Source organism: Burkholderia sp. BCC0419 (assembly GCF_902830285.1).
Taxonomy (GTDB): Bacteria; Pseudomonadota; Gammaproteobacteria; order Burkholderiales; family Burkholderiaceae; genus Burkholderia.
Genome location: NZ_CADESR010000007.1, coordinates 134708 through 160102, shown reverse-complemented (window position 1 = coordinate 160102; position 25395 = coordinate 134708). Strand labels below are relative to the sequence as shown.

The 25395-nt window shown below is 68.7% G+C and carries 26 protein-coding genes; 18 read left to right on the top strand and 8 right to left on the bottom strand.

All coding sequences use genetic code 11. The features are described from left to right. Nucleotides 1-43 precede the first annotated feature (43 nt). The 5 genes from HWW87_RS27605 to HWW87_RS27585 are packed head-to-tail and all read left to right on the top strand — an operon-like array spanning nt 44 to nt 5175. A complete protein-coding gene (locus tag HWW87_RS27605) occupies nt 44-1054 on the top strand; it encodes an ABC transporter permease subunit (RefSeq protein ID WP_175822972.1) in 1011 nt (336 codons plus the stop codon). Nucleotides 1055-1058: 4 nt separating this feature from the next. After that, complete coding sequence (locus HWW87_RS27600) at nt 1059-1976, top strand: ABC transporter permease subunit (RefSeq protein WP_174390124.1); 918 nt, start codon at nt 1059-1061, stop codon at nt 1974-1976. Between the two features lies 1 nt (nt 1977). After that, nucleotides 1978-3024, top strand: a complete 1047-nt coding sequence (locus tag HWW87_RS27595) for an ABC transporter ATP-binding protein (RefSeq protein WP_175822971.1) — start codon at nt 1978-1980, stop codon at nt 3022-3024. Then, complete coding sequence (locus HWW87_RS27590; protein WP_175822970.1) at nt 3021-4037, top strand: peptide ABC transporter ATP-binding protein; 1017 nt, start codon at nt 3021-3023, stop codon at nt 4035-4037. Before HWW87_RS27595 ends, HWW87_RS27590 begins: the two co-directional genes overlap by 4 nt. Next, nucleotides 4030-5175, top strand: coding sequence for a TraB/GumN family protein (locus tag HWW87_RS27585; protein ID WP_175822969.1), 1146 nt, complete (start codon nt 4030-4032; stop codon nt 5173-5175). Before HWW87_RS27590 ends, HWW87_RS27585 begins: the two co-directional genes overlap by 8 nt. Before the next feature lie 570 nt (nt 5176-5745). On the opposite strand, the gene pxpA is transcribed toward HWW87_RS27585, so the two are convergent. Genes pxpA through pxpB form a run of 3 tightly spaced genes read right to left on the bottom strand, consistent with a single transcriptional unit; the run spans nt 5746 to nt 8287 of the window. Next, a complete protein-coding gene (gene pxpA, locus HWW87_RS27580; RefSeq protein WP_175822968.1) occupies nt 5746-6510 on the bottom strand; it encodes a 5-oxoprolinase subunit PxpA in 765 nt (254 codons plus the stop codon). A gap of 56 nt (nt 6511-6566) precedes the next feature. Then, nucleotides 6567-7634: a biotin-dependent carboxyltransferase family protein gene (locus HWW87_RS27575; RefSeq protein WP_175822967.1), complete on the bottom strand. Its 1068-nt coding sequence runs from the start codon at nt 7632-7634 to the stop codon at nt 6567-6569. Continuing rightward, entirely contained in the window at nt 7631-8287 is a 657-nt protein-coding gene (pxpB, locus tag HWW87_RS27570) for a 5-oxoprolinase subunit PxpB (protein ID WP_175822966.1), read from the bottom strand. Before pxpB ends, HWW87_RS27575 begins: the two co-directional genes overlap by 4 nt. Nucleotides 8288-8436: 149 nt before the next feature. On the opposite strand from pxpB, the gene HWW87_RS27565 reads away from it, so the two are divergent. Beyond that, a complete protein-coding gene (locus tag HWW87_RS27565) occupies nt 8437-8949 on the top strand; it encodes a winged helix DNA-binding protein (RefSeq protein ID WP_208449967.1) in 513 nt (170 codons plus the stop codon). A 74-nt stretch (nt 8950-9023) separates the two neighbouring features. Here the strand turns inward: HWW87_RS27565 and HWW87_RS27560 are convergent, their stop codons facing one another. Then, entirely contained in the window at nt 9024-9632 is a 609-nt protein-coding gene (locus HWW87_RS27560; protein ID WP_175822965.1) for a 5-formyltetrahydrofolate cyclo-ligase, read from the bottom strand. Nucleotides 9633-9640: 8 nt separating this feature from the next. Here HWW87_RS27560 and HWW87_RS27555 point away from each other — a divergent pair, with 8 nt between their 5' ends. From HWW87_RS27555 to HWW87_RS27540, 4 genes are all read left to right on the top strand, one after another. Continuing rightward, on the top strand, nt 9641-11593 hold the full coding sequence (locus HWW87_RS27555; RefSeq protein ID WP_175822964.1) for a lytic transglycosylase domain-containing protein: 1953 nt from the start codon (nt 9641-9643) through the stop codon (nt 11591-11593). Nucleotides 11594-11650: 57 nt separating this feature from the next. Continuing rightward, the gene (locus HWW87_RS27550) at nt 11651-12610 is read left to right on the top strand and encodes a complex I NDUFA9 subunit family protein (RefSeq protein WP_175822963.1); all 960 of its coding nucleotides are present in this window, start codon (nt 11651-11653) and stop codon (nt 12608-12610) included. A gap of 66 nt (nt 12611-12676) precedes the next feature. Beyond that, nucleotides 12677-13324, top strand: coding sequence for a glutathione S-transferase family protein (locus tag HWW87_RS27545; RefSeq protein WP_175822962.1), 648 nt, complete (start codon nt 12677-12679; stop codon nt 13322-13324). Next, the gene (locus tag HWW87_RS27540) at nt 13321-14562 is read left to right on the top strand and encodes a multifunctional CCA addition/repair protein (RefSeq protein WP_175822961.1); all 1242 of its coding nucleotides are present in this window, start codon (nt 13321-13323) and stop codon (nt 14560-14562) included. Before HWW87_RS27545 ends, HWW87_RS27540 begins: the two co-directional genes overlap by 4 nt. 48 nt (nt 14563-14610) lie before the next feature. Here the strand turns inward: HWW87_RS27540 and HWW87_RS27535 are convergent, their stop codons facing one another. After that, nucleotides 14611-15390 (bottom strand): XRE family transcriptional regulator, encoded by a 780-nt coding sequence (locus HWW87_RS27535; protein ID WP_175822960.1) that lies wholly within the window; start codon nt 15388-15390, stop codon nt 14611-14613. A 359-nt stretch (nt 15391-15749) separates the two neighbouring features. On the opposite strand from HWW87_RS27535, the gene HWW87_RS27530 reads away from it, so the two are divergent. Next, nucleotides 15750-17600 carry a M24 family metallopeptidase gene (locus tag HWW87_RS27530; protein WP_175822959.1) on the top strand — a complete coding sequence of 617 codons (1851 nt, stop codon included), beginning with the start codon at nt 15750-15752 and terminating at the stop codon, nt 17598-17600. Between the two features lie 49 nt (nt 17601-17649). Here the strand turns inward: HWW87_RS27530 and HWW87_RS27525 are convergent, their stop codons facing one another. The 3 genes from HWW87_RS27525 to flgA all read right to left on the bottom strand — a co-directional run bounded on the left by HWW87_RS27525 (nt 17650) and on the right by flgA (nt 19842). Further along, nucleotides 17650-18090, bottom strand: coding sequence for a flagellar protein FlgN (locus HWW87_RS27525; protein ID WP_174390138.1), 441 nt, complete (start codon nt 18088-18090; stop codon nt 17650-17652). Between the two features lie 78 nt (nt 18091-18168). Further along, the gene (gene flgM / locus HWW87_RS27520) at nt 18169-18498 is read right to left on the bottom strand and encodes a flagellar biosynthesis anti-sigma factor FlgM (protein WP_175822958.1); all 330 of its coding nucleotides are present in this window, start codon (nt 18496-18498) and stop codon (nt 18169-18171) included. A gap of 117 nt (nt 18499-18615) precedes the next feature. Further along, nucleotides 18616-19842 (bottom strand): flagellar basal body P-ring formation chaperone FlgA, encoded by a 1227-nt coding sequence (flgA, locus tag HWW87_RS27515; RefSeq protein WP_175822957.1) that lies wholly within the window; start codon nt 19840-19842, stop codon nt 18616-18618. Between the two features lie 204 nt (nt 19843-20046). Here flgA and flgB point away from each other — a divergent pair, with 204 nt between their 5' ends. The 7 genes from flgB (at nt 20047) to flgH (ending at nt 25394) form a co-directional block, all read left to right on the top strand. Next, on the top strand, nt 20047-20535 hold the full coding sequence (flgB, locus tag HWW87_RS27510) for a flagellar basal body rod protein FlgB (protein ID WP_175822956.1): 489 nt from the start codon (nt 20047-20049) through the stop codon (nt 20533-20535). Nucleotides 20536-20574: 39 nt separating this feature from the next. Next, entirely contained in the window at nt 20575-21000 is a 426-nt protein-coding gene (gene flgC / locus HWW87_RS27505; protein ID WP_174433294.1) for a flagellar basal body rod protein FlgC, read from the top strand. A gap of 66 nt (nt 21001-21066) precedes the next feature. Continuing rightward, the gene (locus HWW87_RS27500) at nt 21067-21813 is read left to right on the top strand and encodes a flagellar hook assembly protein FlgD (RefSeq protein WP_175822955.1); all 747 of its coding nucleotides are present in this window, start codon (nt 21067-21069) and stop codon (nt 21811-21813) included. A 27-nt stretch (nt 21814-21840) separates the two neighbouring features. Next, nucleotides 21841-23082 (top strand): flagellar hook protein FlgE, encoded by a 1242-nt coding sequence (gene flgE / locus HWW87_RS27495; RefSeq protein WP_175822954.1) that lies wholly within the window; start codon nt 21841-21843, stop codon nt 23080-23082. Nucleotides 23083-23101: 19 nt separating this feature from the next. Beyond that, nucleotides 23102-23860, top strand: coding sequence for a flagellar basal-body rod protein FlgF (flgF, locus tag HWW87_RS27490; protein ID WP_175822953.1), 759 nt, complete (start codon nt 23102-23104; stop codon nt 23858-23860). Nucleotides 23861-23894: 34 nt separating this feature from the next. Beyond that, a complete protein-coding gene (gene flgG, locus HWW87_RS27485; RefSeq protein WP_174390313.1) occupies nt 23895-24683 on the top strand; it encodes a flagellar basal-body rod protein FlgG in 789 nt (262 codons plus the stop codon). A 21-nt stretch (nt 24684-24704) separates the two neighbouring features. Next, nucleotides 24705-25394: a flagellar basal body L-ring protein FlgH gene (gene flgH / locus HWW87_RS27480; RefSeq protein ID WP_175822952.1), complete on the top strand. Its 690-nt coding sequence runs from the start codon at nt 24705-24707 to the stop codon at nt 25392-25394. Nucleotide 25395: the final 1 nt, after the last annotated feature.

Sequence of the window (25395 nt, the reverse complement as noted above, 5' to 3'; positions counted from 1 at the left end):
GTCGCCGGTCGCACATTTCCCACAAGAAAATACGAGACGCATCATGTTCAGATTCGTGTTGCGCCGCGTGGGGATGGTGATCCCGACCTTCATCGGCATCACCATCCTGGCGTTTGCGCTGATTCACCTGATACCGGGCGACCCCATCGAAGTGATGATGGGCGAGCGCGGCGTCGATCCCGCGATGCACGCAGAGGCGATGAAACGCCTCGGGCTCGACGAGCCGCTGCCCCTGCAGTACGTCCACTACATCGGCCGGGCGCTGCACGGCGACCTCGGCACGTCGATCATCACCAACACGAGCGTCGCGGGCGAATTCTTCGCGCGCTTCCCGGCGACCGTCGAGCTGTCGCTGTGCGCGCTCGTGTTCGCGCTCGCGGTCGGGCTGCCGGCCGGCGTGATCGCCGCGCTGCGGCGCGGCTCGGTGATCGACCACGGCGTGATGGGCACCGCGCTCACCGGCTATTCGATGCCGATCTTCTGGTGGGGGCTGATCCTCATCATGGTGTTCTCGTCGACTCTCGGCTGGACGCCCGTGTCGGGGCGCATCGCGGTCGAATACGATTTCCCGCACCCGACCGGCTTCATGCTGATCGACGCGCTGCTCGCGCCGGACGAAGGCTCGTTCAAGTCGGCGGTGAGCCACCTGATCCTGCCCGCGATCGTGCTCGGCACGATCCCGCTCGCGGTGATCGCGCGGATGACGCGCTCGTCGATGCTCGAAGTGCTGCGCGAGGACTACATCCGCACCGCCCGCGCGAAGGGGCTGTCGCCCGTGCGCGTGGTCGTCGTGCATGCGCTGCGCAATGCGCTGATCCCGGTCGTCACCGTGATCGGCCTGCAGATCGGCACGCTGCTTGCGGGCGCCGTGCTGACCGAGACGCTCTTTTCGTGGCCCGGTGTCGGCAAGTGGCTGATCGATGCGATCGGCCGCCGCGACTATCCGGTCGTCCAGGGCGGCATCCTGTTGATCGCGACGCTCGTGATCGTCGTGAACCTGGTCGTCGACCTGCTGTACGGCGTGCTGAATCCGCGCATCCGCCACACGAGGTAATCCCATGAGCAATCTGCAAAATACCCTGCCGAGCGAATCCGCACCGGCCGGCGGCCGTGCGCTCGCGCTGCGCGAGTTCTGGGCCAACTTCTCGCGCAACCGCGGCGCCGTCGGCGCGGGCATCGTCGTGATCGTGCTGATCGTCGTCGCACTGCTCGCGCCGCTGATCGCACCGCACAGCCCGGTCGAGCAATACCGCGACTACGTGAAGATTCCGCCCGCGTGGCTCGCCGGCGGCAACTGGCAATTCATCCTCGGCACCGACGAAGCGGGCCGCGACATTCTTTCGCGGCTGATGTTCGGCGCGCGGATGTCGTTCTGGATCGGCTTCGTGTCGGTCGTGCTCGCGCTGATCCCCGGGATCGTGCTCGGGCTCGTCGCCGCGTTCTTCCAGAAGTGGGCCGACACGCCGGTGATGCGCATCATGGACGTGCTGCTCGCGCTGCCGTCGCTGCTGCTCGCGGTCGCGGTCGTCGCGATCATCGGCCCGGGCCTCACCAACACGATGTTCGCGATCGCGATCGTCGCGCTGCCGGCCTACGTGCGTCTCACGCGCGCGTCGGCGCTCGGCGAGCTGCAGAAGGAATACGTGACCGCGTCGCGCGTGGCCGGCGCCGGCACGCTGCGCCTGATGTTCTCGCAGGTGCTGCCGAACTGCACGGCGCCGCTGATCGTGCAGGCGACGCTCGGCTTTTCGTCGGCGATTCTCGACGCGGCCGCGCTCGGCTTCCTCGGTCTCGGCGTGCAACCGCCGACCGCCGAGTGGGGCGCGATGCTTGCTTCCGCGCGCGACTACATCGACAACGCGTGGTGGATCGTGACGATGCCGGGCCTGTCGATCCTGATTTCGGTGCTCGCGATCAACCTGCTCGGCGACGGGCTGCGCGACGCGTTGGACCCCAAACTGAAGCGGATGGCCTGACATGAGCAACAATCTTCTGACCATCCGCAATCTCGCGGTGAACTTCAACGGCCTGCCCGCGGTCGACCGGATCAACCTGTCGGTCGCGCCGGGCGAGGTGGTGGGCGTCGTCGGCGAATCGGGCTCGGGCAAGAGCGTGACGATGATGGCGCTGATGGGCCTGATCGACGCGCCCGGCAAGGTGACGGCCGACGAGGTCACGTTCAACGGCGTCGACCTGCTGAAGGCGTCGCCGAAGGCGCGCCGCAAGATCGTCGGCAAGGACATCGCGATGGTGTTCCAGGACGCGCTGACGAGCCTGAACCCGAGCTACACGGTCGGCTACCAGATCAAGGAGGTGCTGAAGCTGCACGAAGGCCTGCGCGGCGACGCGCTGCACCGGCGCGCGCTCGAACTGCTCGACCAGGTCGGCATTCCCGATGCGAAGAATCGCATCGCGTCGTTCCCGCACCAGATGTCGGGCGGGATGAACCAGCGCGTGATGATCGCGATGGCCGTCGCGTGCAACCCGAAGCTCCTGATCGCCGACGAGCCGACCACCGCCCTCGACGTGACGATCCAGGCGCAGATCATGGATCTGCTCGTGAAGCTGCAGAAGGAACGCGGGATGGCGCTCGTGCTGATCTCGCACGATCTGGCCGTGGTGTCGGAGGTCGCGCATCGCGTCGCGGTGATGTACGCGGGCGAGATCATCGAGACCAACCGCGTGCCCGACATCTTCCGCGCGCCGCATCATCCGTACACCGAAGCGCTGCTCGCGGCGATTCCCGAGCACAATCAGGGGGCGCGTCGCCTTGCCGCATTGCCCGGCATGGTGCCGGGCCGCGATGATCGCCCGTCCGGGTGCCTGTTCGCGCCGCGCTGCAAGTACGTCGTCGACGATTGCCGCAAGGCGCGGCCGGCGCTCGACACGCTGGTGTCGGGCAACGATGCGATGCGCGCGCGCTGCATCAAGCCGCTCAATGTTTCCAACCTCGACCTGACGGCTTTGCATGGGACCGGAGTAAGCGCTAAAGCGCAAACTCCGGTCGACAGGAGTTCACGATGAACGTAGTCAATGAAACGCCTCGCGCATCGCACGACGAGGAAGCGGTGCTGGTGGCCGACGGCCTCGCGAAACACTATTCGGTGAAGCGCGGGATGTTCGGGCAGGGCACGGTGAAGGCGCTGAACGGCGTGTCGTTCTCGCTGAAGCGCGGCAAGACGCTCGCCGTCGTCGGCGAGTCGGGCTGCGGGAAGTCGACGCTCGCGCGCCAGCTCACGATGATCGAGACGCCCACGGCGGGCAGCCTGACGATCGACGGCAAGAACGTGGCCGGTGCGAGCCGCGAGACGGTCGCCGACCTGCGCCGCCGCGTGCAGATGGTGTTCCAGAACCCGTTCGCGTCGCTGAACCCGCGCAAGACCGTCGAGCAGACGCTTTCCGAGCCGCTCGAGATCAACACGAACCTGACGGCCGCCGAGCGCGCCGCGCGCATCGCGCAGATCATGCGCACGGTCGGCCTGCGGCCCGAGCACGCGAAGCGCTATCCGCACATGTTCTCGGGCGGCCAGCGCCAGCGGGTCGCGATCGCGCGCGCGATGATCCTCGATCCGCGCATCGTCGTCGCCGACGAGCCGGTGTCCGCGCTCGACGTGTCGATCCAGGCGCAGATCCTGAACCTGTTCATGGATCTGCAGGAGCAGTTCAAGACGAGCTACGTGTTCATCTCGCACAACCTGTCGGTGGTCGAGCACGTCGCGGACGACGTGATGGTGATGTACTTCGGCAGCGTCGCCGAGCTCGGCGACAAGGCGACGATCTACGCGCATCCGCGCCATCCGTACACGCGGGCGCTGATGTCGGCGACGCCGGCGATCTTCGAGGAAGACCGCCGCGTGCAGATCAAGCTGCAGGGCGAGCTGCCGTCGCCGCTCAATCCGCCGTCGGGCTGCGCGTTCCACCAGCGCTGCCCGTATGCGGTCGAGCGGTGCCGCGTCGAGGAGCCGCAATTGCGCGAAGTGGACGGCCGGCGCGTGGCTTGCCATCGCGCCGAGGAGGTCGGGGAGGCGAATGCCTGAAGCGTTGGCGGCGCGCGTGTCCGGCGTGCGCCGTGCGGGGGCAGGCGGCGCGCGCGCGATGCGCGCGTACCGCTGCGCGCGGCGCTGGAGCGTGCGTACCGTCACGGGCGCGGCGCTGGCCGGCGCGTGCGTGGCGGCCAGCGTCGTGGTGCCCGTCGAACCGGCGCGCGCCGAAGGGCGTGCACCGGCGACTTCGCCGATTCATCCGTCGCAGGTTCCGCCGCCCGGCATGAGCCTGCCGGGCTTCCATGCGCCGGCCGTGTCCGACGGCACGGTGTCGAGCGGCACCGTGCGCGTGCAGCCGGCGCGCATGCCGTTCTACGTCGCGACCAAGGGCAAGGTCACGCTCTACGTGCTCGGCGCGCTGCACACGGGCGATCCGTCCGATTACCCGAGCGCGCAGCCGTTCCGGCCACGCATCCTCGCGGCGCTCGCCGCGTCGCCGACGCTTGCGCTCGAACTGTCGCCCGACGACCTGCTCGAATCGCAGGACGACGTGTCGAAGTACGGCGTGTGCCGCTACCCGTGCCTGCAGCGCCTGCTGCCCGAGCCGCTGTGGCAGCGGCTCGCGGCGCGCCTGCGCGGCAACCCGGCCGCGCTCGCCGAGATCCGCAAGATGCGGCCGTGGCTCGCGGCGCTCGTCGTCGAGACCTACGATTCGCTGTCGGCCGGCCTGCAGACCGAATACGGCACCGAGGCGCAACTGCAGAACGTGTTCCTGAAGAAGAAGGGCGGCCGCGTGATCGGGCTCGAGACGCTCGCCGAACAGATGCGCGCGTTCACCGGGCTGACGCTCGCCGAGCAGCGCGAGATGCTCGCGCAGGACATGGTGCAGACGCCCGCGCAGAACGCCGACGACATCAAGGCGCTGCACCGACTGTGGCGAATTGGCGACGCCGATGCGATCTCCGCATGGGCCGTCGCGAAGAGCGAACGGCTCGCGCGTTCGAAGGCGTTGTCGGCGTCGCTCGACAACAAGATCGTGTACGAGCGCAACCGGCGCTTCGTTGCACGGATGACGGCAATCGCCGCGCCGAACCGGCCGCTGTTCGTCGCGATCGGCGCGCTGCATCTGGGCGGCTCGCGCGGCGTGCTCGAATTGTTGCGCCAGCAAGGATACCGGGTCGACGCGAACTGATCGCGCCCGGCTGCCCGCATTGATCTTCCCCTGTTTGATCGACGTCGCGCGCGCCGCGCGAGGCGCGTGCGCGGTGGCGTCGCTCGATAAGGAAAACCCTTGAATCGTCGGAAAATAGCGTTTAAAACGATTGACATCCCGTTCGGCCGATATCTATTCTTCATCCCACAAGTTGAAAAAATGAAAAGAATAGATAAGTTCTACGGGGTAGCAGAAATAAAGCGCGGGGTGAGCGTCGCCGGCACGTGAAGCACGTGCCGGCCGCGGAGAGTCTGCATGCACGGCGGGGCCAATCGTCGTCGAACAACACATGCATGCGGGCCGACTTGCAGATAAGCGACGTTCCGTCGTCTGACCGGGGAAGGCAGTGATCGGGCGGCGGCGGACGTTTTTTAATCCGGAATATTTTTCCGGTCACCGTCGAAAGACGGTTTCGGGGGGTGAATCGACAGACGGCGAAGCCGCAGCGATTGCGCCAACGGAAAAGCGCCACGAGGGCGCTTTTTTCTTTGGTGCGGCGAAAACGTGCGGCGTGCGGGCAATGCGCCGAATGCATTCCCGAATGCTGCGTTACGCGCCTTCGCCGGCCTGCAGCGCGCCGGGCGCCACGACGTCGACGCCGGCGGCCTCGAGCGCCGCGCGAATCCGCTTCGCGAACGCCAGCGCATGCGGCCCGTCGCCATGCAGGCAGACGGTCTGCGCATTGAGCGGCACCCATTCGCCGCTCAGCGCGCGCACCTGCCGGTTGCGCACCATGTCGAGCGTGCGCGCGAGCACCGCGTCTTCATCGTCGATCAACGCGCCGGGCAGGCTGCGCGGCACCAGCGAGCCGTCCGCGCGGTAGCCGCGATCGGCGAACACTTCCTCCACCGCCGCGAGCCCCGCATGGCGCGCGGCCGCGATGAACACGCTGTTCGCGAGGCCGAACACCGCGAGCGACGGATCGAAGTCGTGGATCGCGGACACCACCGCGTCGGCGATCATCGGGTCGCGCGCGGCCTGGTTGTACAGCGCGCCGTGCGGTTTCACGTGCGCGATGCGGCCGCCCTCGGCCTGCGCGATCGCCGACAGCGCGCCGAGCTGGTACAGCACGCCCGCATAGATGTCGCCGGCCGGCAGCTGCATTTCCTTGCGGCCGAAATTCTCCGGATCGTGAAAGCTCGGGTGCGCGCCGATCGACACGCCTTTCTGCACGGCCCAGCGCACGCAGTCGCGCATCGCATTCGCGCCGCCTGCGTGCCATCCGCATGCGATGTTCGCCGACGTGACGAGGTCGAGCAGCGCCTCGTCCGATCCGCATCCTTCGCCGAGATCGGCATTCAGATCGATTTCCATGATGTTCCTCGTCCACTGGTTGCGTGGCGCGTCTTTCGCTGCTGCTTCCGCCATTGTCACGCCGCGCGCGATTGCGCGCGGCGGCGCGCTTCCTCGCGCATCTCGATCGCGATGTCGATCTGCCGCAGGTACGCCCGTTCCGCGACGAGGGCGGCGCGCGCGGCGTCGAGTGTCGTGCGCACGAAGCGGATCGGCAGGTTGAGCCGCGCCTGCGCGAGCTTCCACAGGTCGGCGCGGATCACCGTGCCGATCTTCGGGTAGCCGCCGGTGGTCTGCGCGTCGTGCATCAGCACGATCGGCTGGCCGTTCGGCGGCACCTGGATCGTGCCGGGCAGCACCGCGTGCGACAGCAGCTCGACCGGCCGCTCGCGCACGAGCTCGGCGCCGGCGAGCCGATAGCCCATCCGGTTGCTGTTCGCGGTGACGAGCCATTCCTCGTTCCAGAACGCCTGCTGCGAATCGGCCGCGAACGATGCGTAGTCGGGGCCCGGCAGCACGCGCACGGGCATCGCCCACGGCGCATGCGCGGGGCGGTGACGGCGCGGCGGCTCGTCGACGCGCACGAACGCGCACCACGCCGGCGCCTTCACGCCGAATTCGGGCGCATCGGCCGCGAGGCAGCCCGCGCCGGCCGGCGGCACGCCGACCGGGAGCCGGTCGCCGTCGCGCAGCGTGCGGCCGCCGAGGCCGCCGAAGCGCGACGCGAGATCGGTGCTGCGCGAGCCGAGCATCGGCAGCACGTCGATGCCGCCCGCGATGCACAGGTAGCCGCGCATGCCGCGTTTCGCGGCCGGCAGCACGAGCGTCTGCCCGGCGTCGACCGGCAGGCTCCACCACGAATGCACGGGCTTGCCGTCGAGCGTCGCGCCGAACTCGGTGCCGGTGATCGCGATGCGGGTGGCGCGCGTGAAGCGGAACGTGGCGGGCCCGATCGTGATTTCGACGGCTGCCGCGTCGGGGCGGTTGCCGACCAGCCGGTTGCCGACTTCGAGCGCGAGGCCGTCGAGCGCGCCGCCCTGCGCGACGCCGAGATGGCGTGTGCCGCGGCGCCCGAGATCCTGCACGGTCGACAGCGGGCCGGCCCGCACGACCTCGATGGTGCCCGGTGCGTTGCTCTGGGTCATCGTGCGTCGACTCCCGCAATGGTGAAGCGTACGCGGTCGCCGGGCAGCAGCAGCGTCGGCTGCGGCCGCGCCGGATCGAACAGCAACTGCGACGTGCGGCCGATCAGTTGCCAGCCGCCGGGCGACGTGGCCGGGTAGATGCCCGTCTGCGCGCCGCCGATGCCGACCGAGCCGGCCGGCACCTCGAGGCGCGGCGCCGCGCGGCGCGGCGTGTGCAGCGACGCGTCGAGGCCGCCCAGATACGCGAAGCCCGGCTGGAACCCGACGAAGAACACGACGTAGGCGCCGGCCGCGTGGCGCGCGACGACCTCGTCGGCCGACAGGCCCGTGTGGGCGGCGACGGCGGCCAGGTCGGGGCCGGCGGCACCGCCGTACTCGACCGGGATCTCGACCTCGCGGCCGTCCGCGTGCTCGACGTCGGCGGTCTCCCACGCGTCGCGCAGCGCGGGCGTGAGCGAGTCGGCCGTCGCGGCGAGCGCGTCGAACACGATGGTCAGGTTGTTCATGCCGGGAACGACGTCGATCACGTCGGGCCACGCGCGCGCGGCCTCGGCCACGGCCCAGACGCGGCGCTGGCAATCGAGCGTGGCGGGTGGCGGCACCTCGCAGACGAGGGCGGCATCGCCGAGCGGATAAATGCGGGGTTGCGTCATCGGACTGGCACGGTTCGGACGGCAATGTTAGCGCACATTGTCGATAAAATATCGACAACTTCTCAATAAGCGTTTTCGCCTAGCTCGTATGCCGGGGCTTCTGGCGTACACTCGGGCACATCCTGTCATCCGGCTTGCGCCGCCTTTCCATGAAGCGTCCTGCGACCAAGATCGTGTCATCCGAACACCTCGTTTCCGATTCGAGCGCGGAGCTGTCGGAGCTCGAATACGGGCTCATCATGGCCGGCAACGCGTTCAACCGCTGGATGGTGCGCTGCATGTCGGCGGCGGGCGCGAAGGACATGACGGCGGTCGAGGTTTCGCTGCTGCATCACGTCAGCCATCGCGAACGCAAGAAGAAGCTCGCCGACATCTGCTTCGTGCTCAATATCGAGGATACGCACGTCGCGACCTATGCGCTGAAAAAACTGATCGCCCGCGGCTATGTGAAGAGCGAGAAGAACGGCAAGGAAGTGTTCTTCTTCGCGACCGACGCGGGTCGCGACCTGTGCCTGAAGTACCGCGAAGTGCGCGAGCACTGCCTGATCGAGACGCTGAAGGACAGCGGCCTCACCAACGCGCAGATCGGCGACGCGGCGCAGTTGCTGCGCCACGCATCGGGCCTCTACGACACGGCCGCGCGCGCGGCGGCATCGCTGTAAACGATTGCGGAAAGGGGCGGGCGCGACGACGCGCTCACGGGCAGGCGGCGACGATCGCGGCGCCGCGCGCGGCATTATCCGGCGGCCGGGTAGAGCGCGCCGTCGGTGACGATCCAGCGCAGCGCGAGATCGTGCGCTTCGGCCGGCAGCGCATCGACGCGGCACGCTTCGTACGCGATGCCGACCGTCACGGGCAGCGCGTCGCCCGGCCACGCGGCGAGCGTGCGGTCGTAGTAGCCGCCGCCATAGCCGAGCCGGTAGCGCTGCGGATCGAATCCCAAGCAGGGAATCAGCAAAAGATCGGGCACGACGACGATTCCCGACGCCGGCTCGGGAATCCGGTGATGACCTTCGCGCATCGGCGTGTGCGCGTCCCACGCGTGGAACGCGAGCGGCGTGTGCCGCTCGCCGATCACCGGCAGCGCGGCGCACCGGCCGGCACCCGCCGCGCACCATGCGAGCACCGCGTCGCGCGCATCGAATTCGCCCGGCAGCGGCCAGTAGAACCCGACCGTGCGCGGCGCCAGACGGTCGAGCAGCGTGCGCAGCCGCGCGTCGAGCGCGGCGTTCGCGGCGGGCCGCGACGCGGCGTCGCGACGGGCGCCGGACAGCGTTTTGCGCAGCGCAACCTTCGGGTTCGGCACAGGGTTGCGTGCTATGCTTTCGCTCACTTCGTGCTCCATTCATAACGATGTCGAACAGCCTTTTCCGAGTATATCGCGCGGTCGCGCTGGCGCTTTCTGCCGCCGCGCTCGTCGCGGGCACGGCCGCATGCGCCGCGCCGAACGACGACACGCTCCCCGGGGATGACCAGATCTTCGTGCAGCTTCGCGAAGCCGCACGCCGCAACGACGCCGCGAAGGCCGCGCAGCTCGCGTCGATGATCCCGAACTATCCGGTTCCGTCCTACGTCGAGTATTTCCAGATCAAGCCGCAGTTGTTCGATTCGACGGGCCGCGCGCGCGTCGATGCGCCGGACGCGCCCGTGCAGTCGTTCCTGCAGCGCTACGATGGCCAGGCGATCGCCGACCGCCTGCGCAACGACTACCTGCTCGTGCTCGGCGCGCGCCACGACTGGCGCAATTTCGACGACCAGTACAAGCGCTTCGTGCTCGACGACGACACGCAGGTCAAGTGCTATGCGCTCGAATCGCGCGCGGCGCGCAACGAGAACGTCGCCGAGGCGGCGCGCGCGCTGCTCGTCGAGCCGAAGAACTACGGCGATGCGTGCGTCGACCTGATCACCGCGCTCACCGTCAACCAGCAGTTCACGAGCGACGACGTGTGGCAGCAGGCGCGCCTCGCGTACGAGCAGAACTACACGACGCTCGGTGGCAAGATCGTCGACGCGCTCGGCCCGCGCCCGGTTGGCTTCGACCAGGCGACGAGCGCGCCGCCGCTGTATCTCGCGCGCGGCGTCGGCCCCGATGCCGCGTCGCATCAGATCGCGCTGATCGCACTGAGCCGCATGGCGCGCAACGACCCGGACGCGGCCGCCGGGATGCTGACGACGGTCGCGCCTTCGCTGACCAAGCAGGAACAGGCGATCGCGTGGGGCGCGATCGGCTACCAGGGCGCGATCAAGCGCTCGCCGATGGCGTCGGTCTGGTACGCGAAATCGGCGAATGCACAGTTGTCGAACCCGGGCTACGAATGGCGCACGCGCGCCGCGCTGCTCGCCGGCAACTGGCCGATGGTGCGCTGGTCGATCGAGCAGATGCCGCCGTCGCTGCGCAACGATCCGGCGTGGATCTACTGGCATGCGCGCGCGCTCAAGCAGAGCGGCGACACGCTGCAGGCGAACCAGGAATTCGAGCAGGTCGCCGGCCAGTTCAACTTCTACGGGCAGTTGGCCGGCGAAGAGCTCGGCCAGCGCACGACGATCCCGCCGCGCACGAAGGTGAGCGACGCCGAGATCGATGCGATGGGCAAGATTCCGGGCTTCGCGCTCGCGCAACGCTTCTACGCGCTGAACCTGCGCCTCGAGGGCAATCGCGAATGGAACTGGCCGCTGCGCGGGATGACCGATCGCCAGCTGCTCGCGGCCGCCGAATACGGCAAGCGTGTCGAGCTGCTCGACCGCACGGTCAACACGGCCGACCGCACGAAGGCCGAGCACGACTTCACGCTGCGCTATCCGTCGCCGTACCGCACGATCGTCGAACGCTATGCGCAATCGACGGGCCTCGACGTCGAGTGGGCGTACGGACTGATCCGCCAGGAATCGCGCTTCATCATCAGCGCGCGTTCGTCGGTGGGCGCGGGCGGCCTGATGCAGCTGATGCCGGCGACGGCGCAGATGGTCGCGAAGAAGCTCGGCATGGGCTCGATCTCGCGTGCGCAGATGCACGACATCGACACCAACATCCAGCTCGGCACCTGGTATCTGGCGGACATCTACAACAACTTCGACAGCTCGCCGGTGCTCGCCACCGCCGGCTACAACGCGGGCCCGGGCCGGCCGCGCCAGTGGCGCCAGGTGTTGACGCAGCCGGTCGAAGGCGCGATCTTCGCGGAGACGATTCCGTTCAACGAGACGCGCGACTACGTGAAGAACGTGCTGTCGAATACCGTCTATTACGCGGCGCTCTTCGAGGGCAAACCGCAGTCGTTGAAGAAACGTCTAGGCATGATCTCGCCCTGATAAGCAATCTTCACACTGCCGCGCGAGACGCGGCAGTGTTCTTTTGAGGCTCACATCATGGATCGCCAGACCGTCGCGCTGCTGGGCGGCACCGGCTTCATCGGCAGCCGGCTCGTCAATGCGCTGATCGACGCCGGCAAGCAGGTGCGGATCGGCACGCGGCGGCGCGACCACGCGCGCCACCTGCAGATGCTGCCGGTCGAGATCGTCGAACTCGACGCGCTCGATACGCGCACGCTCGCGCGCTTCGTCGCCGGCGCGCAGGCGGCGATCAACCTGATCGGCGTGCTGCACGGCGGCCGCGGCACGCCGTACGGGCCCGGCTTCGCGCGCGCGCACGTCGCGCTGCCGGCCGCGCTGGCCGCCGCGTGCGTGGAGGTCGGTGTGCAGCGCGTGCTGCACATGAGCGCGCTCGGCGCCGATTCGCACGGCGCGAGCATGTACCAGCGCTCGAAGGGCGACGGCGAGGCCGCGCTGCATGCGGTCGCGGCCACCGATTCGCTCGCGCTGACGATCTTCCGTCCGTCGGTCGTGTTCGGCCCCGGCGACGCCTTCCTCAACACTTTCGCGAACCTGCAGCGCACGGTGCCCGTGCTGCCGCTCGCGATGCCCGACGCGCGCTTCCAGCCGGTATTCGTCGGCGACGTCGTGCGCGCGTTCGTCAACACGCTCGATCTCGCGGGCGCGCACGGCAAGACCTACGAGCTCGGCGGCCCGACCGTCTACACGCTCGAGCAACTGGTGCGCTATTGCGGCACGCTGGTCGGCCGGCAGGCACGCATCGTGCGGCTGCCCGACGCGCTTGCGCGGCTGCAGGCGAGCGTGTTCGAATGTCTGCCCGGCGAGCCGGTGCTCACGCGCGACAATCTCGCGACGATGTCGGTGCCGAACGTGCTGTCGGGGCCGCTCGCGCCGGAACTCGGGATCTCGCCCGCGAGTCTCGAAAGCATTGCGCCCGCGTATCTCGGCGAAGCGACCAAGCGCTCGCGGTTCGACTGGTTCCGCTCGCGTCGCTGATACCCGCGGGGCGCCGTGGGCCGGCGCCTTTCTTTTCCTTTTTCGCGTTTTTTCCGGAACCCCGTCATGAAGCTCGTCATTGGAGACAAGAACTACTCGTCGTGGTCGATGCGCCCGTGGGTGCTGCTCACGCATTTCGGCATCCCGTTCGACGAGATCGTGGTCGAGCTGCGCCGCGACGACACGGCCGCGCGCATCCGCGAGTACTCGCCGACCGGCAAGGTGCCGTGCCTGGTCGACGACCACGGCTTTGCGGTCTGGGATTCGCTCGCGATCGCCGAGACGCTCGCCGAGCGCTATCCGCAATTCCCGATGTGGCCGGCCGACCCGCTCGCGCGTGCGCATGCGCGCTGCGTATCTGCCGAGATGCATTCGGGCTTCGCGGCGCTGCGCACGCAGATGGGCATGAGCATCCGCGCGTCGATGCCGGGGCGCGGCGCGACGCCCGATGCGCTCGCCGACGTCGCGCGCATCGACGCGCTGTGGAGCGAATGCATCGAGGCGTCGGGCGGGCCGTTCCTGTTCGGTGAATTCGGGATTGCCGATGCGATGTATGCGCCCGTCGTGATGCGCTTCAACACGTATGCGCCGGCGCTGTCGCCGGAGGCGGCCGGCTATGCGGCGCGCGTGACGGCGCTGCCGGCGGTGCAGCGGTGGATCGATGCCGCGCGCCGTGAAACCAACGTGATCGCCGACTACGAACCGCAGCCATGAACATCTACGCAGTAGGCGGAGCGATCCGCGACGAATTGCTCGGCGTGCCGGTGCAGGACCGCGACTACGTGGTGGTGGGCGCGACGCCCGAGCAGATGACCGCGCAGGGCTTCCGGCCGGTCGGCAAGGATTTTCCGGTGTTCCTGCATCCGCAGACGCAGGAGGAATACGCGCTCGCGCGTACCGAGCGCAAGACGGCAGCCGGCTATCACGGCTTCCAGTTCCATTACGCGCCGGATGTAACGCTCGACGAGGATCTCGCGCGGCGCGACCTGACGATCAACGCGATGGCGCGCGAGGTGAGCCCGGAAGGCACGCTGGTCGGCCCGGTGATCGATCCGTTCGACGGGCAGGCCGACCTGCGCGCGCGCGTGTTCCGGCACGTGAGCGACGCGTTCGTCGAGGATCCGGTGCGGATCCTGCGCATCGCGCGCTTCGCCGCGCGGTTCGCGGATTTCACGGTCGCGGACGAAACGCTCGCGCTGATGCGGCGGATGGTCGACGCGGGCGAGGTCGATGCGCTCGTGCCCGAGCGCGTGTGGCAGGAAATCGCGCGCGGGCTGATGGAGGCGACGCCGTCGCGGATGTTCGCGGTGCTGCGCGAATGCGGCGCGCTCGCGCGCATCCTGCCCGAGGTCGACGCGCTGTGGGGCGTGCCGCAGCGCGCCGATTACCACCCGGAAGTCGATACCGGCGTGCACGTGATGATGGTCGTCGACTACGCGGCGAAGCAGGGCTATTCGCTGGCGGTGCGCTTCGCGGCGCTCACGCACGATCTCGGCAAGGGGACGACGCCCGCGGACGTGCTGCCGCGCCACGTCGGCCACGAAGGCCGCAGCGTCGAGCTGCTCAAGCCATTGTGCGAGCGGCTGCGCGTGCCGAACGAATGCCGCGATCTCGCGCTGGTGGTCGCGCGCGAGCACGGCAACCTGCATCGCGTGATGGAGATGGGCGCGGCCGCGCTGGTGCGGCTGTTCGAGCGCAGCGACGCGCTGCGCAAGCCGGCGCGCTTCGCCGAGCTGCTGCAGGCCTGCGAATCGGATGCGCGCGGGCGGCTCGGGCTCGATGCGCAGCCGTATCCGCAGGCCGAGCGGCTGCGCGTCGCGCTCGCGGCCGCGCGCAGCGTCGATGCCGGCGCGATCGCGCGCGGCATCGGCAACGACACGGAGAAGATCAAGGAAGCCGTGCACCGCGCGCGGATCCAGGCCGTCGCGCAGGCGCTCGCGATCGGCGAGTAGTCGGCGCGGGCGCGAAACAGCGCGCGCGGTGTGCGCGCCCGTCAGCCGTTACGGCTTCTTCCTGCGCGCCGGGGTCGCGGCCGCCGGGCGTTTGCCGGCGGCGGCGCGCGGCTTCGCCGACACCTTCTTGTCGACCGCGCCGGCTCTGGACGGCCGTGCCGCTGCGGCGTCGCGGTCATCCCGTTCGGGCGCCGGCGCGCGGCGGCTCACGCGCGGCTCGCCGGGCTTCGACTGCCTGATTTCCGTCGTCGCGGACACGAATTCCGCACGACTGTCATCGAACAGCGGCAGCGTGCTGACCGCGATCAGCTCGGCCGGGCCGTCGCCGACATTGGCCACGCGATGCCGCTTGCGCGCGTCGAAGTGCAGCGAGTCGCCGGGCGTCAGCGGGTAATCCTTCTTGCCGACCGTGTAGCAGAGGCGGCCGGCCAGCACGTAGACGAATTCGTCGCCGCCGTGCGCGACCCATTCCGACCGGTAGCCTTCCATCATCCGCACCTTGAGCGCATTGATCTGGCTGCCGTCGAACGTGGTGGACAGCCGCTCGTACCACTGCGACGCGGCGTCGAGCGCATACGGCTTGCGGCTGCCCTCGTGCGAATCGGGCTGCGCCTGGCGCGGCTGCTCGATCAGCGTGCCGAGCGGCACGCCCAGCGCCTTCGCGACGTTGACGAGCGACGACAGCGAGATGCCCGTCAGATGGCGCTCGACCTGCGACAGGAACCCGACCGACAGTTTCGCTTCGGTCGCGACTTCCAGCAGCGTCTTCTTCGCTTCCCGGCGCAGGCGGCGAATGCGCTGGCCGATACGCATCAGGTCTGAATCCATGAATCTCTTTCGTGGCAACGAGTCGGGGCGCGGGCGCAGCGGTGGTGCGGTTGCCGGGGCGGCGAGGCCGGCGCATTGTACCGCGCGGTGTCGCCGGGCGAATTGGCCGTTGTGCCGGGATCCGCGGGCCGCACGCCGATTTTAGTCCTACGAAAATTTTGGCTTGACCTCAATTTCGCCGTGCTCTAGATTCTGTCGCGCATCAAACAAAGTTAAGTGAGACAAAAATTCCCCCGAGGGCTGCCGCTGGAACGGCGTCGCGCCATGCGCGACCTGCGCCGCGGCGACGTGTCGTGTCAGGCAGGCGCGACGCCGCGACACGCCGCTGGCCGCCGACAACGATGAATAACGGGCATCCGATGATCGATCGACTGAAATACAGCTTCTCCGGCCTTCCCCCGTACGACGCGTCCGTCGCCGATACGCAGGCCGGCCTGTCGCGCCTGCTCGATGCCGCGCGACTCGACGCGGTGCTGATCACGTCGCAGGACGACTACGTGACCGAGTACCTGCCGCGCAGCAACAACCCGCGCTACGCGGTGTCCGGCTTCGACGGCTCGGCCGGCTGCGGGATCTTCCTGAGCGCGGCGACCGCGCAGGCGCTCGGCGTGCCGCCGTTCGTGCTGTTCGTCGACGGCCGCTATCACTTCCAGGCCGACGAGCAGTGCGATCCGGCGCGCGTGCGCGTCGAGAAGCTCGGCATGAACGTGACGATCTGGCAGGCGATGGCCGACTGGCTGGTCGCGCATGCGAGCCGGCTCGCGCGGGTCGGCTACGACGCGCGGCGGATCAGCGTCGCGCAGCGCAACCGGCTGTTCGAGCAGACGCAGGCCGCGTCGCTCGACTGGGCGAGCCTCGCCGATCGCGAGATCGACCGCGCGATCGCGCTGCCGGGCTGGAACGTCGAGCGGCCGATCTTCGAGATTCCGGCCGCGATGACCGGCCTGAGCGTCGCGCAAAACCTCGACGCGCTGAACCGCCGGCTCGCCGCGCATACCGGCGCGGCCGATGGCAAGACGGCGTTCTTCACTTGCGCGTCGGACGATCTCGCGTATCTGCTGAACAGCCGCGGCTATCACATCCCGAATGCGTCGTCGCACCTCGGCTTCCTGTTCGCGATCGGCGGGCAGGTGGCGTTGTTCTTGCCGGAAGGCTGCGACCGCTGCGAGGTCGCGCTCGATTCATATCCGGCGCTGCACGTGATCCGGCGCGATGTCGCAGCGCTCGAGCGCTTCCTCGCGCAGTTCGCGGTCGAGCACGTGTGCTACGGCTTCGAATCGGTGAACTGCGCGCTCGTCGACGCGGTGAACCGGGTGTGGCCGCATGCGCGGCATGCCGATTTCAACCCGGTCGAGGCGCTGCGGGCGAGCAAGGCGCCGGCGGTGCTCGAGCACTTTCGCGACGCGTTCGCGCGCAGCTCCGCGGCGATCGCCGAGACGATGCGCTGGGCGAAGACCGGCGAGCCGGGCGTGCGCCACACCGAGTACGACCTCGCGCGCACGATCAACGACGCGTACGGCGCACGCTCGGCGGTCGCGCTGTCGTTTCCGTCGATCGCGGCGAACGGCGCGAACAGCGCCTTCGCGCATTACACGGCGGCGAGCGCCGACGTCGAGCTGACCGAAGGCGAACTCGTGCTGCTCGACAGCGGCGCGTACTACGAAGCCGGCTTCGCGACGGACTGCACGCGCGTCGTGCTGCGCCGCACGCAGCCGGACACGGTCGCGCAGCCGTGGCAGCGCGAGATCTACACGGTCGCGCTGAAGGCCTGCATCAAGGGGCTCGCCGCGCGCTTTCCGGCCACCGCGAAAGGCGGCGACGTCGATGCGCTGGTGCGGCAGGTGTGCCGCGATCATGGCCACGATTTCGGCCACGGCACCGGGCACGGCGTCGGGATTCACGTCCACGAGGGCGGCGTGCGGTTCGCGCCGGGCGCGCAGTACGGGCTGGTGCCGAATGCGGTGATTTCGGTCGAACCGGGCATCTACCTGCCGGGCAAGGGCGGCGTGCGGATCGAGAACATCGTGATCGTGCGGCCGGACGACGCGCAGCCCGGCACCGTGACGTTCGAGAACATCGTGACGGTCGGCTACGACTGGGACCTGATCGATCTGGATCTGCTGGACGACGCCGAGCGCGCGTACCTGCGCGACTACGAGCGGCTGTGCGTGGAACGCGGCACGCAGGTCACCGCGTGTCCGCTGTTGTAACGAAGGGGAAGGCAGGGGCGCGGCCGCCGGGCGGCCGCGCGGCGCGACGTCAGCGCGTCAGCGCCGAGACGCGTCCGTCCGGGCCGTAGACGCCGGCCGGCGCGGGCGCCGAGCGCAGCACCGCGAGCGCGCGCTCGTTGTAGTCCATCCGGATCCGGATCAGCATCCCGTTGTTCGCGTTGGCCTGGCGCGCGCGTTCGGCGGCCTGTTGCAGCAGTTGCCAGCGGCCCGCGAGGCGCGCATCGTGCTCGGCCGCCTGGTCCATGCCTTTCTTGCCGGCCGGAAAGCCGAGCGCGGAAAGCTGCGTGTCGCGCGTGCGTTCGAGCTGCGCGAGCCGGTCGATCAGTTCGCTTTTCTTCTCGACGATCCCGGGCAGCATCTCGAGCGGCTCGGCCGTCGTCAGCGCCTTTTCCTCGTAGACGAGCAGGGACGCGAACGCTTCGACCGTCGCGTGTTCGTCGTTGACCGTGGCCAGCAGCTCTTCTCTCATCGCGTCATGCTCGTCACGCCGGTGCGTACAAGTGCTGCGCGCGCCGGCAAACCGGGTGAACCGGCCACGAGGCCGGGATTAGCTGCCCTGCGGGCGCTGCTGCTGCAGCAGTTCGCGGGCGGTGTTCAATACGCCGTCGGCAATCTTGTTCGCGTCGATCGTCAGCGTGCCGTTGTTCAGCGCGTCCTTGATCGACTGGACCAGGCCCGCGTCGATATCGGCGTCGCCCGACGCGGATACCGAACGCAGCTGGCCGGACAGACCCGACAGGTTCACGGTCGTGTCGCCGCCGGTCGATCCTGCGTCGGCTGCCTGCCCGGACGACTGGGCCGTGCCGGACTGCGCACGGGCCGCGCCGTTGCCGGTCGGCGCGAGGGGGCTCGGTTTCGGAGTGGAATCGATCTTCACGATGGGTTTCCTGTACGGTTTGACCCAGATAACGGCCGGGTCGGCCCGAACTTTAGCATCGCGAGCCCGAATGGCTCCGAATAAACAATTCTTTACATTCTTGCGGCAGATCCGTCCCTACAGCGGAATTTCCACGGTGCCGGCGTCCTTGACGATCGCCGTGACGATCTGCCCGGCCGCCATTCGCACCCGTACCGACTGGCCGGGCGCCGCATTCGCGAGCACGCTGCCCTCGGCCGAAATCGTGAAGCCGGGCCCGGCCGCGACGACCCGCACCGTCTGGCCGGCCGACACCGACGCCGCGCTCTTCAGCAGGTCCTGCCGCAGCGGCAGCCCGGCCGAGATGCGTGCGAGCGCGGTCGCGCCGACGGCCTGCGCCGGATCGGTGATCACCGCGAGCGGCAGCACCGTCAGGTCGCCGTCGCGCGCGACCAGGTCGGCCGCGGAGAGCGGCTCGCCGGGCGCGATCTGGCGCGCGGCGACGTAATAGGTGGCCTGCACGGCGACCTTCGCCTGCAGGTAGACGGTCCACGGCCGCTCGCCCGCGCAGCGCACGCCGACCGTCGTGCGGCCCCACAGGCGCGCGCCGGTCGGCAAGAACGGTTCGAGCGTCGTGCATGCGGCGAGCCCGCGCGGAAAGGCGGTCGTGACGGTCGCGGTGGTCTTGCCGGGCAGGCCGGCGATCTGCTGCTGCAGGAATGCGAGGGCCGCGCGCCGGATCGTTTCGGGGTCTTGCTGGCCGGGCGGCGTCGTGGGCTGGGCCGCGGCGGCAGCCGGGGCCGGGTTCGCGGAAGCCGCTGCCGTGCGCGGCGCCGCTGCGGCTGATGTGGCACGGGCCGCCGCCAGCCGGGCTGATGCTGCCGGTTGCGGCGCCAGGCGCGCGGGCATCGAGGCAGGCTCGGCCGTGCCGGCGACGACCGTCGCGATGGCGGCGGGGTCCGCCGCGCGCGGCGACGCGCCGTACCCGGCGTTCGCGCGGGCGGCTGCGTAGACGGGAGCCGGCGCGGGAGCCGGCGCAGCGGCCGGCGGCGGGACGCTCGTCACGACCATCGCGCCGGCCGGTTGGGCCGCGTAGCCGCCGCCGGCCGCGGCGCTCGCCCTGACGGCCACGTGCTGCGCACCCGAAGTCGAAGCGACTCCCTCATTCCCGCCAAACTGCCCGCCGCTCGCCGCATTGGCGTGCGCGAGCGCGGTTTCGGCCGTCTCGCCGCGTCCGGGAATCACGATCATCCCGTCGTCGGCGTGCACGGCGGGCGCGGCGATCCACAGCGCCGCGGCGAGCGCGAACGCACGCCGGACGTGCGTGAGCCGCCCGTTCCTGTCGCGAAGTGCGCCGCCTGTCATCGCCCTGCCCCCGATCCGTTGATCCGCTTCGCATTCTAGGGAGCGGGGGCGTCGCGCAAACGATGAATAGAGGGGGGCTTTGCCGCGTTATTCGTCCGATTGCCGGTTGCGTCCCGCGCCTACCATCGCTGTCATGGAAAAAAGCCTCTCGGGTCGACATCCGGCGCGAGGGGCGTGCAGCGCTTCATACGGAGAGACGCACACATGCTGGACAAACTCGATGCGGAATTCGCGTTCGGCCGACAGGCGCTCGACGTGCGCGCCTACCGGCAGGAACTGCTGTCGTCGAACATCGCGAACGCCGACACGCCCGGCTACCAGGCCCGCGACGTCGATTTCGCGTCGACGCTCGCGCGCTCGCTGAAGCAGACGAGCGGCGGCGTGGCGCCGAGCAACGCCGCGCAACTGCCGATGGCGCCGCCGGCCGGCGTGACGAGCGGCATGTCGATGGTGTCGACGGCGCCGGGCCACATGGCCGGCACCGCGAAGCTGATCCCGACCGGCGGCCCGTCGGACGACTACGGCCGCGCGCAATACCGGATGCCGCTGCAGCCGTCGCTCGACGGCAACACGGTCGATCTCGACGTCGAGCGCGTGCAGTTCGCGAACAACGCGCTGCACTACGAAACCGGGATGACCGTGATGACCCAGCAGATCAAGGCGATGATCGCCGCGATCACGACGAACTCGTAAGCGCCGCTTTCGAATCCGGACCCAGCACAAGGAGCCTCCATGCCTTCGTTGATGAACATCTTCGGCGTCGCCGGTTCGGCGCTGTCCGCGCAATCGCAGCGCCTGAACGTCACCGCGTCGAACCTCGCGAACGCCGACAGCGCGACCGGCCCCGACGGCAAGCCGTACAAGGCCAAGCAGGTCGTGTTCGCGACCGACCCGGTGGGCGGTGCACGCACCGCGTCCGGCCAGGGCGTGGGCGGCGTGCGCGTGACCAAGGTGATGGACGACCCGTCGCCGATGAAGTCGACCTACGACCCGGCGAACCCGGCGGCCGACGCGAACGGCTACGTGCAGATGCCGAACGTCGATCCGGTGCAGGAGATGGTGAACATGATCTCGGCGTCGCGCTCGTACCAGGCCAACGTCGAGACGCTGAACACCGCGAAGACGCTGATGCTCAAGACGCTGACGATCGGCTCGTAAGCCGCGCGCCGCCCGACCTTTCCCTACCGAGACCCGGACCGACAGTTCCGACAGAAGGCCACCAGGATGACTTCCTCCAACACGACGATCGGCGGCAACGGCACCAGCGTGTCGACGCTGCCGACCGACACGATGAACACCAACAACGTGTCGTCGACCAACGGCACGTCGGCGAGCGACCTGCAGGCGACGTTCCTGAAGCTGCTCGTCACGCAGCTGCAGAACCAGGATCCGACCAGCCCGGTGGACAGCTCGCAGATGACGTCGCAGCTCGCGCAGATCAACACGGTGAGCGGCATCGCGCAACTGAACACGTCGCTCACGTCGCTGTCGACGCAGCTCGCGGCCGGCCAGCAGACGCAGGCCGCGCTGCTGATCGGTACGAACGTGCTCGCGCCGGGTAATTCGGTCGCGGTGAAGGGCGGCGCGGCGTCGCCGTTCGGCGTGTCGCTCGCGAGCTCGGTGTCGAACCTGACGATCACCGTGAAGAACTCGGCGGGCGCCGTCGTGAACACGATCAACGCGGGCGCGCAGTCGGCCGGCACCGTGCCGTTCAACTGGACGCCGACCGACGCGGCCGGCAACGCGCTGCCGGACGGCAAGTACACGGTCAGCGCGTCGTACACCAACAGCGCCGGCACGCCGCAGGCGGCCACGACGCTCGCGGCCTCGCAGGTGCAGAGCGTGGTCAAGCAGGCGGACGGCACCGCGGGGCTCGTGCTGTCGAACGGCACGACGGTGGGGCTCACCCAGGTTGCGTCGATCTTCCCGAACACCAAGTCGTCCACGTCCGGCGACACCACCACCAACTGATCGAGTTTTCTCGTAACGGAGACCGAAATGGGTTATCAACAGGGTCTGAGCGGCCTCGCCGGCGCATCGAACGCGCTCGACGTGATCGGCAACAACATCGCGAACGCGAACACGGTCGGCTTCAAGTCGAGCACCGCGCAGTTCGCCGACATGTACGCGAACTCGGTCGCGACGTCGGTCAACACGCAGATCGGCATCGGCACGTCGCTGAACTCGGTGCAGCAGCAGTTCGGCCAGGGCACGATCAATACGACGAACTCGTCGCTCGACGTCGCGATCAACGGCAACGGCTTCTTCCAGATGTCGAACAACGGCGTGACGACGTACTCGCGCGACGGCACGTTCCAGCGCGACAAGAACGGCTTCATCGTCGACTCGCAGGGCCGTAACCTGATGGGCTACGCGGCCAACGCAGGCGGCGTGATCAACACCGCGCAGACCGTGCCGCTGCAGGCGCCGACCAACAACATCGCGCCGACCGCGACGACCAAGATCAACGGCCAGTTCAACCTGAACTCGCAAGACACGGTGCCCGCCAAGACGCCGTTCAGCGCGACCGACAACACGACGTACAACTACTCGACGGCGATTCAGGTGTACGACTCGCTCGGCGGTTCGCAGCCGGTCAACATGTACTTCGTGAAGTCGGCGGCCGGCACGTGGGAAGCGTACGCGGGCGTCCAGGGCGGCGCGACGACCGATCTCGGCACGATCACGTTCGATACGTCGGGCGCGATCAAGAGCACGACGACCGGCACGCCGGCCGCGCCGACCGCGTCGCTCGGCCAGTTCCAGTTCACCGTGCCGAACACCGACGGCTCGGCGACGCCGCAATCGCTCACGCTCGATCTGACCGGCACGACGCAGTACGGCGGCAAGGACGGCGTGAACAACCTCGCGCAGAACGGCTACGCGAGCGGCACGCTCACCACCTATTCGATCGGCGCCGACGGCAAGCTGACCGGCAACTACTCGAACGGCCAGACCGCCGTGCTCGGCCTGATCGCGCTCGCGAACTTCAACAACCCGAACGGGCTGGTGAACCTCGGCGGCAACCAGTACGCCGAATCCTCCGCGTCGGGCGTGCCCCAGGTGTCGGCGCCGGGCAGCACGAACCACGGCACGCTGCAGGGCAGCGCGCTCGAGAACTCGAACGTCGACCTCACGTCGCAGCTCGTCAACCTGATCACCGCGCAGCGCAACTACCAGGCGAACGCGCAGACGATCAAGACGCAGCAGACCGTCGACCAGACGCTCATCAACCTGTAAGCGCGGATAACCGGCAGCCATGGACCGACTGATCTATACGGCGATGACGGGCGCGTCGCAGTCGCTCGACCAGCAGGCGGTGGTCGCGAACAACCTCGCGAACGCGTCGACGACGGGCTTTCGCGCGCAGCTCGCGACGTATCGCGCGGTGCCGATGAATTTCGGCGACGGCAGCAACATCGACCCGACGACGACGCGCACCTACGTGCTCGCGTCCACGCCCGGCGCCGATTACGCGCCGGGTCCGATCACGCGCACCGGCAATCCGCTCGACGTCGCCGTGCAGGGCGCGGGCTGGCTGTCGGTGCAGACGGCCGACGGCAGCGAGGCGTACACGCGCGCCGGCAACCTGCATGTCGACGAGAACGGCCAGCTCGTCAACGCGAGCAACCTGCCGGTGGTCGGCAACGGCGGCCCGATCTCGGTGCCGCCGAACGCGGAAGTGACGATCGGCAAGGACGGCACGGTGTCCGCGCTGATGCCGGGCGACCCGCCGACGGCGGTCGCGATCGTCGACCAGATGAAGCTCGTCAATCCCGATCCGGCCACGCTCACGCGCGGCAACGACGGGTTGTTCCGTACCGCCGACGGCAATCCGGCCGACGTCGACCCGAACGTGGTCGTCACGCCGAATTCGCTCGAAGGCAGCAACGTCAACCCGGTGACCGCGATGGTCGCGATGATCGACAACGCGCGCGCATTCCAGCTTCAGTCGAAGCTGATCCAGACGGCCGACCAGAACGAGCAGACGGCGAACCAGCTGCTCAACTTCAGCTGAGCGCCCGCGCCAGCCCACGCAGGAGACCTGACAAATGAATCGTTCGCTCTACATCGCCGCGACCGGCATGAATGCGCAGCAGGCGCAGATGGACGTGATTTCGAACAACCTCGCGAACACCAGCACGAACGGCTTCAAGGCGTCGCGCGCGGTGTTCGAGGATCTGCTGTACCAGACCATCCGCCAGCCCGGCGCGAACTCGACGCAGCAGACCGAGCTGCCGTCGGGCCTGCAGCTCGGCACCGGCGTGCAGCAGGTCGCGACCGAGCGCCTGTACACGCAGGGCGGCCTCACGCAGACCGGCAACTCGAAGGACGTCGCGATCAACGGCGCGGGCTTCTTCCAGGTGCTGATGCCGGACGGCACCAACGCGTACACGCGCGACGGCTCGTTCCAGACCAACGCGCAGGGCCAGCTCGTCACGTCGAGCGGCTACCAGATCCTGCCGGCGATCACCGTGCCGCAGAACGCGCAGTCGCTGACGATCGGCAAGGACGGCGTCGTGTCGGTCACGCAGCCGGGCTCGAGCAACGCGGTCCAGATCGGCTCGCTGCAGATCGCGACCTTCATCAACCCGACCGGCCTCGAGGCGAAGGGCGAGAACCTGTTCGCGGAAACGACGTCGTCGGGCGCGCCGAACGTGTCGCAGCCGGGGCTGAACGGCGCGGGCGTGCTCAACCAGGGCTACGTCGAGGCGTCGAACGTGAACGTCGTGCAGGAACTCGTCAACATGATCCAGACGCAGCGTGCCTACGAGATCAACAGCAAGGCCGTGACGACGTCCGACCAGATGCTGCAGACCGTCACGCAGATGAAGAGCTAACCGGAACGTCCCGTCGTCGCCATGAAGCAGGTTCGCCTCCCCTCGTCAGCCACCGTCCGCGCCGCCTGCGCGGTCGCGGTGGCGGCGCTCGCCGGTTGCGCGCAGATTCCGCGCGATCCGATCATCCAGCAGCCGATGACGGCGCAGCCGCCGACGCCGATGTCGATGCAGGCGCCCGGTTCGATCTACAACCCCGGCTACGCGGGGCGGCCGCTGTTCGAGGATCAGCGGCCGCGCAACATCGGCGACATTCTGACGATCATGATCGCGGAGAACATCAACGCGACCAAGTCGTCGGGCGCGAACACGAACCGGCAGGGCAACACCGACTTCAACGTGCCGACGGCCGGCTTCCTCGGCGGGCTGTTCGCGAAGGCGAACCTGTCGGCGACCGGCGCGAACAAGTTCGCGGCGACCGGCGGCGCGAGCGCGGCGAACACGTTCAACGGCACGATCACGGTGACCGTCACCAACGTGCTGCCGAACGGCAACCTCGTGGTCAGCGGCGAGAAGCAGATGCTGATCAACCAGGGCAACGAATTCGTGCGCTTCTCTGGGGTCGTCAACCCGAACACGATCTCGGGCGCGAACTCGGTCTATTCGACGCAGGTCGCCGACGCGAAGATCGAATACTCGTCGAAGGGCTACATCAACGAAGCCGAGACGATGGGCTGGCTGCAGCGCTTCTTCCTCAACATCGCGCCGTGGTGAT

Coding starts and splice junctions, on each gene's coding strand:
- HWW87_RS27590 (WP_175822970.1), top strand. CDS start 3,021: ATGAACGTAGTCAATGAAACGCCTCGCGCATCGCACGACGAGGAAGCG.
- pxpB (WP_175822966.1), bottom strand. CDS start 8,287: ATGACGCAACCCCGCATTTATCCGCTCGGCGATGCCGCCCTCGTCTGC.
- HWW87_RS27600 (WP_174390124.1), top strand. CDS start 1,059: ATGAGCAATCTGCAAAATACCCTGCCGAGCGAATCCGCACCGGCCGGC.
- HWW87_RS27575 (WP_175822967.1), bottom strand. CDS start 7,634: ATGACCCAGAGCAACGCACCGGGCACCATCGAGGTCGTGCGGGCCGGC.
- flgC (WP_174433294.1), top strand. CDS start 20,575: ATGCCTTCGTTGATGAACATCTTCGGCGTCGCCGGTTCGGCGCTGTCC.
- HWW87_RS27605 (WP_175822972.1), top strand. CDS start 44: ATGTTCAGATTCGTGTTGCGCCGCGTGGGGATGGTGATCCCGACCTTC.
- flgG (WP_174390313.1), top strand. CDS start 23,895: ATGAATCGTTCGCTCTACATCGCCGCGACCGGCATGAATGCGCAGCAG.
- flgF (WP_175822953.1), top strand. CDS start 23,102: ATGGACCGACTGATCTATACGGCGATGACGGGCGCGTCGCAGTCGCTC.
- flgH (WP_175822952.1), top strand. CDS start 24,705: ATGAAGCAGGTTCGCCTCCCCTCGTCAGCCACCGTCCGCGCCGCCTGC.
- pxpA (WP_175822968.1), bottom strand. CDS start 6,510: ATGGAAATCGATCTGAATGCCGATCTCGGCGAAGGATGCGGATCGGAC.
- HWW87_RS27550 (WP_175822963.1), top strand. CDS start 11,651: ATGGATCGCCAGACCGTCGCGCTGCTGGGCGGCACCGGCTTCATCGGC.
- HWW87_RS27545 (WP_175822962.1), top strand. CDS start 12,677: ATGAAGCTCGTCATTGGAGACAAGAACTACTCGTCGTGGTCGATGCGC.
- flgE (WP_175822954.1), top strand. CDS start 21,841: ATGGGTTATCAACAGGGTCTGAGCGGCCTCGCCGGCGCATCGAACGCG.
- HWW87_RS27540 (WP_175822961.1), top strand. CDS start 13,321: ATGAACATCTACGCAGTAGGCGGAGCGATCCGCGACGAATTGCTCGGC.
- flgB (WP_175822956.1), top strand. CDS start 20,047: ATGCTGGACAAACTCGATGCGGAATTCGCGTTCGGCCGACAGGCGCTC.
- HWW87_RS27560 (WP_175822965.1), bottom strand. CDS start 9,632: ATGGAGCACGAAGTGAGCGAAAGCATAGCACGCAACCCTGTGCCGAAC.
- HWW87_RS27535 (WP_175822960.1), bottom strand. CDS start 15,390: ATGGATTCAGACCTGATGCGTATCGGCCAGCGCATTCGCCGCCTGCGC.
- HWW87_RS27530 (WP_175822959.1), top strand. CDS start 15,750: ATGATCGATCGACTGAAATACAGCTTCTCCGGCCTTCCCCCGTACGAC.
- HWW87_RS27525 (WP_174390138.1), bottom strand. CDS start 18,090: ATGAGAGAAGAGCTGCTGGCCACGGTCAACGACGAACACGCGACGGTC.
- HWW87_RS27500 (WP_175822955.1), top strand. CDS start 21,067: ATGACTTCCTCCAACACGACGATCGGCGGCAACGGCACCAGCGTGTCG.
- HWW87_RS27585 (WP_175822969.1), top strand. CDS start 4,030: ATGCCTGAAGCGTTGGCGGCGCGCGTGTCCGGCGTGCGCCGTGCGGGG.
- HWW87_RS27595 (WP_175822971.1), top strand. CDS start 1,978: ATGAGCAACAATCTTCTGACCATCCGCAATCTCGCGGTGAACTTCAAC.
- HWW87_RS27565 (WP_208449967.1), top strand. CDS start 8,437: ATGAAGCGTCCTGCGACCAAGATCGTGTCATCCGAACACCTCGTTTCC.
- HWW87_RS27555 (WP_175822964.1), top strand. CDS start 9,641: ATGTCGAACAGCCTTTTCCGAGTATATCGCGCGGTCGCGCTGGCGCTT.
- flgA (WP_175822957.1), bottom strand. CDS start 19,842: ATGACAGGCGGCGCACTTCGCGACAGGAACGGGCGGCTCACGCACGTC.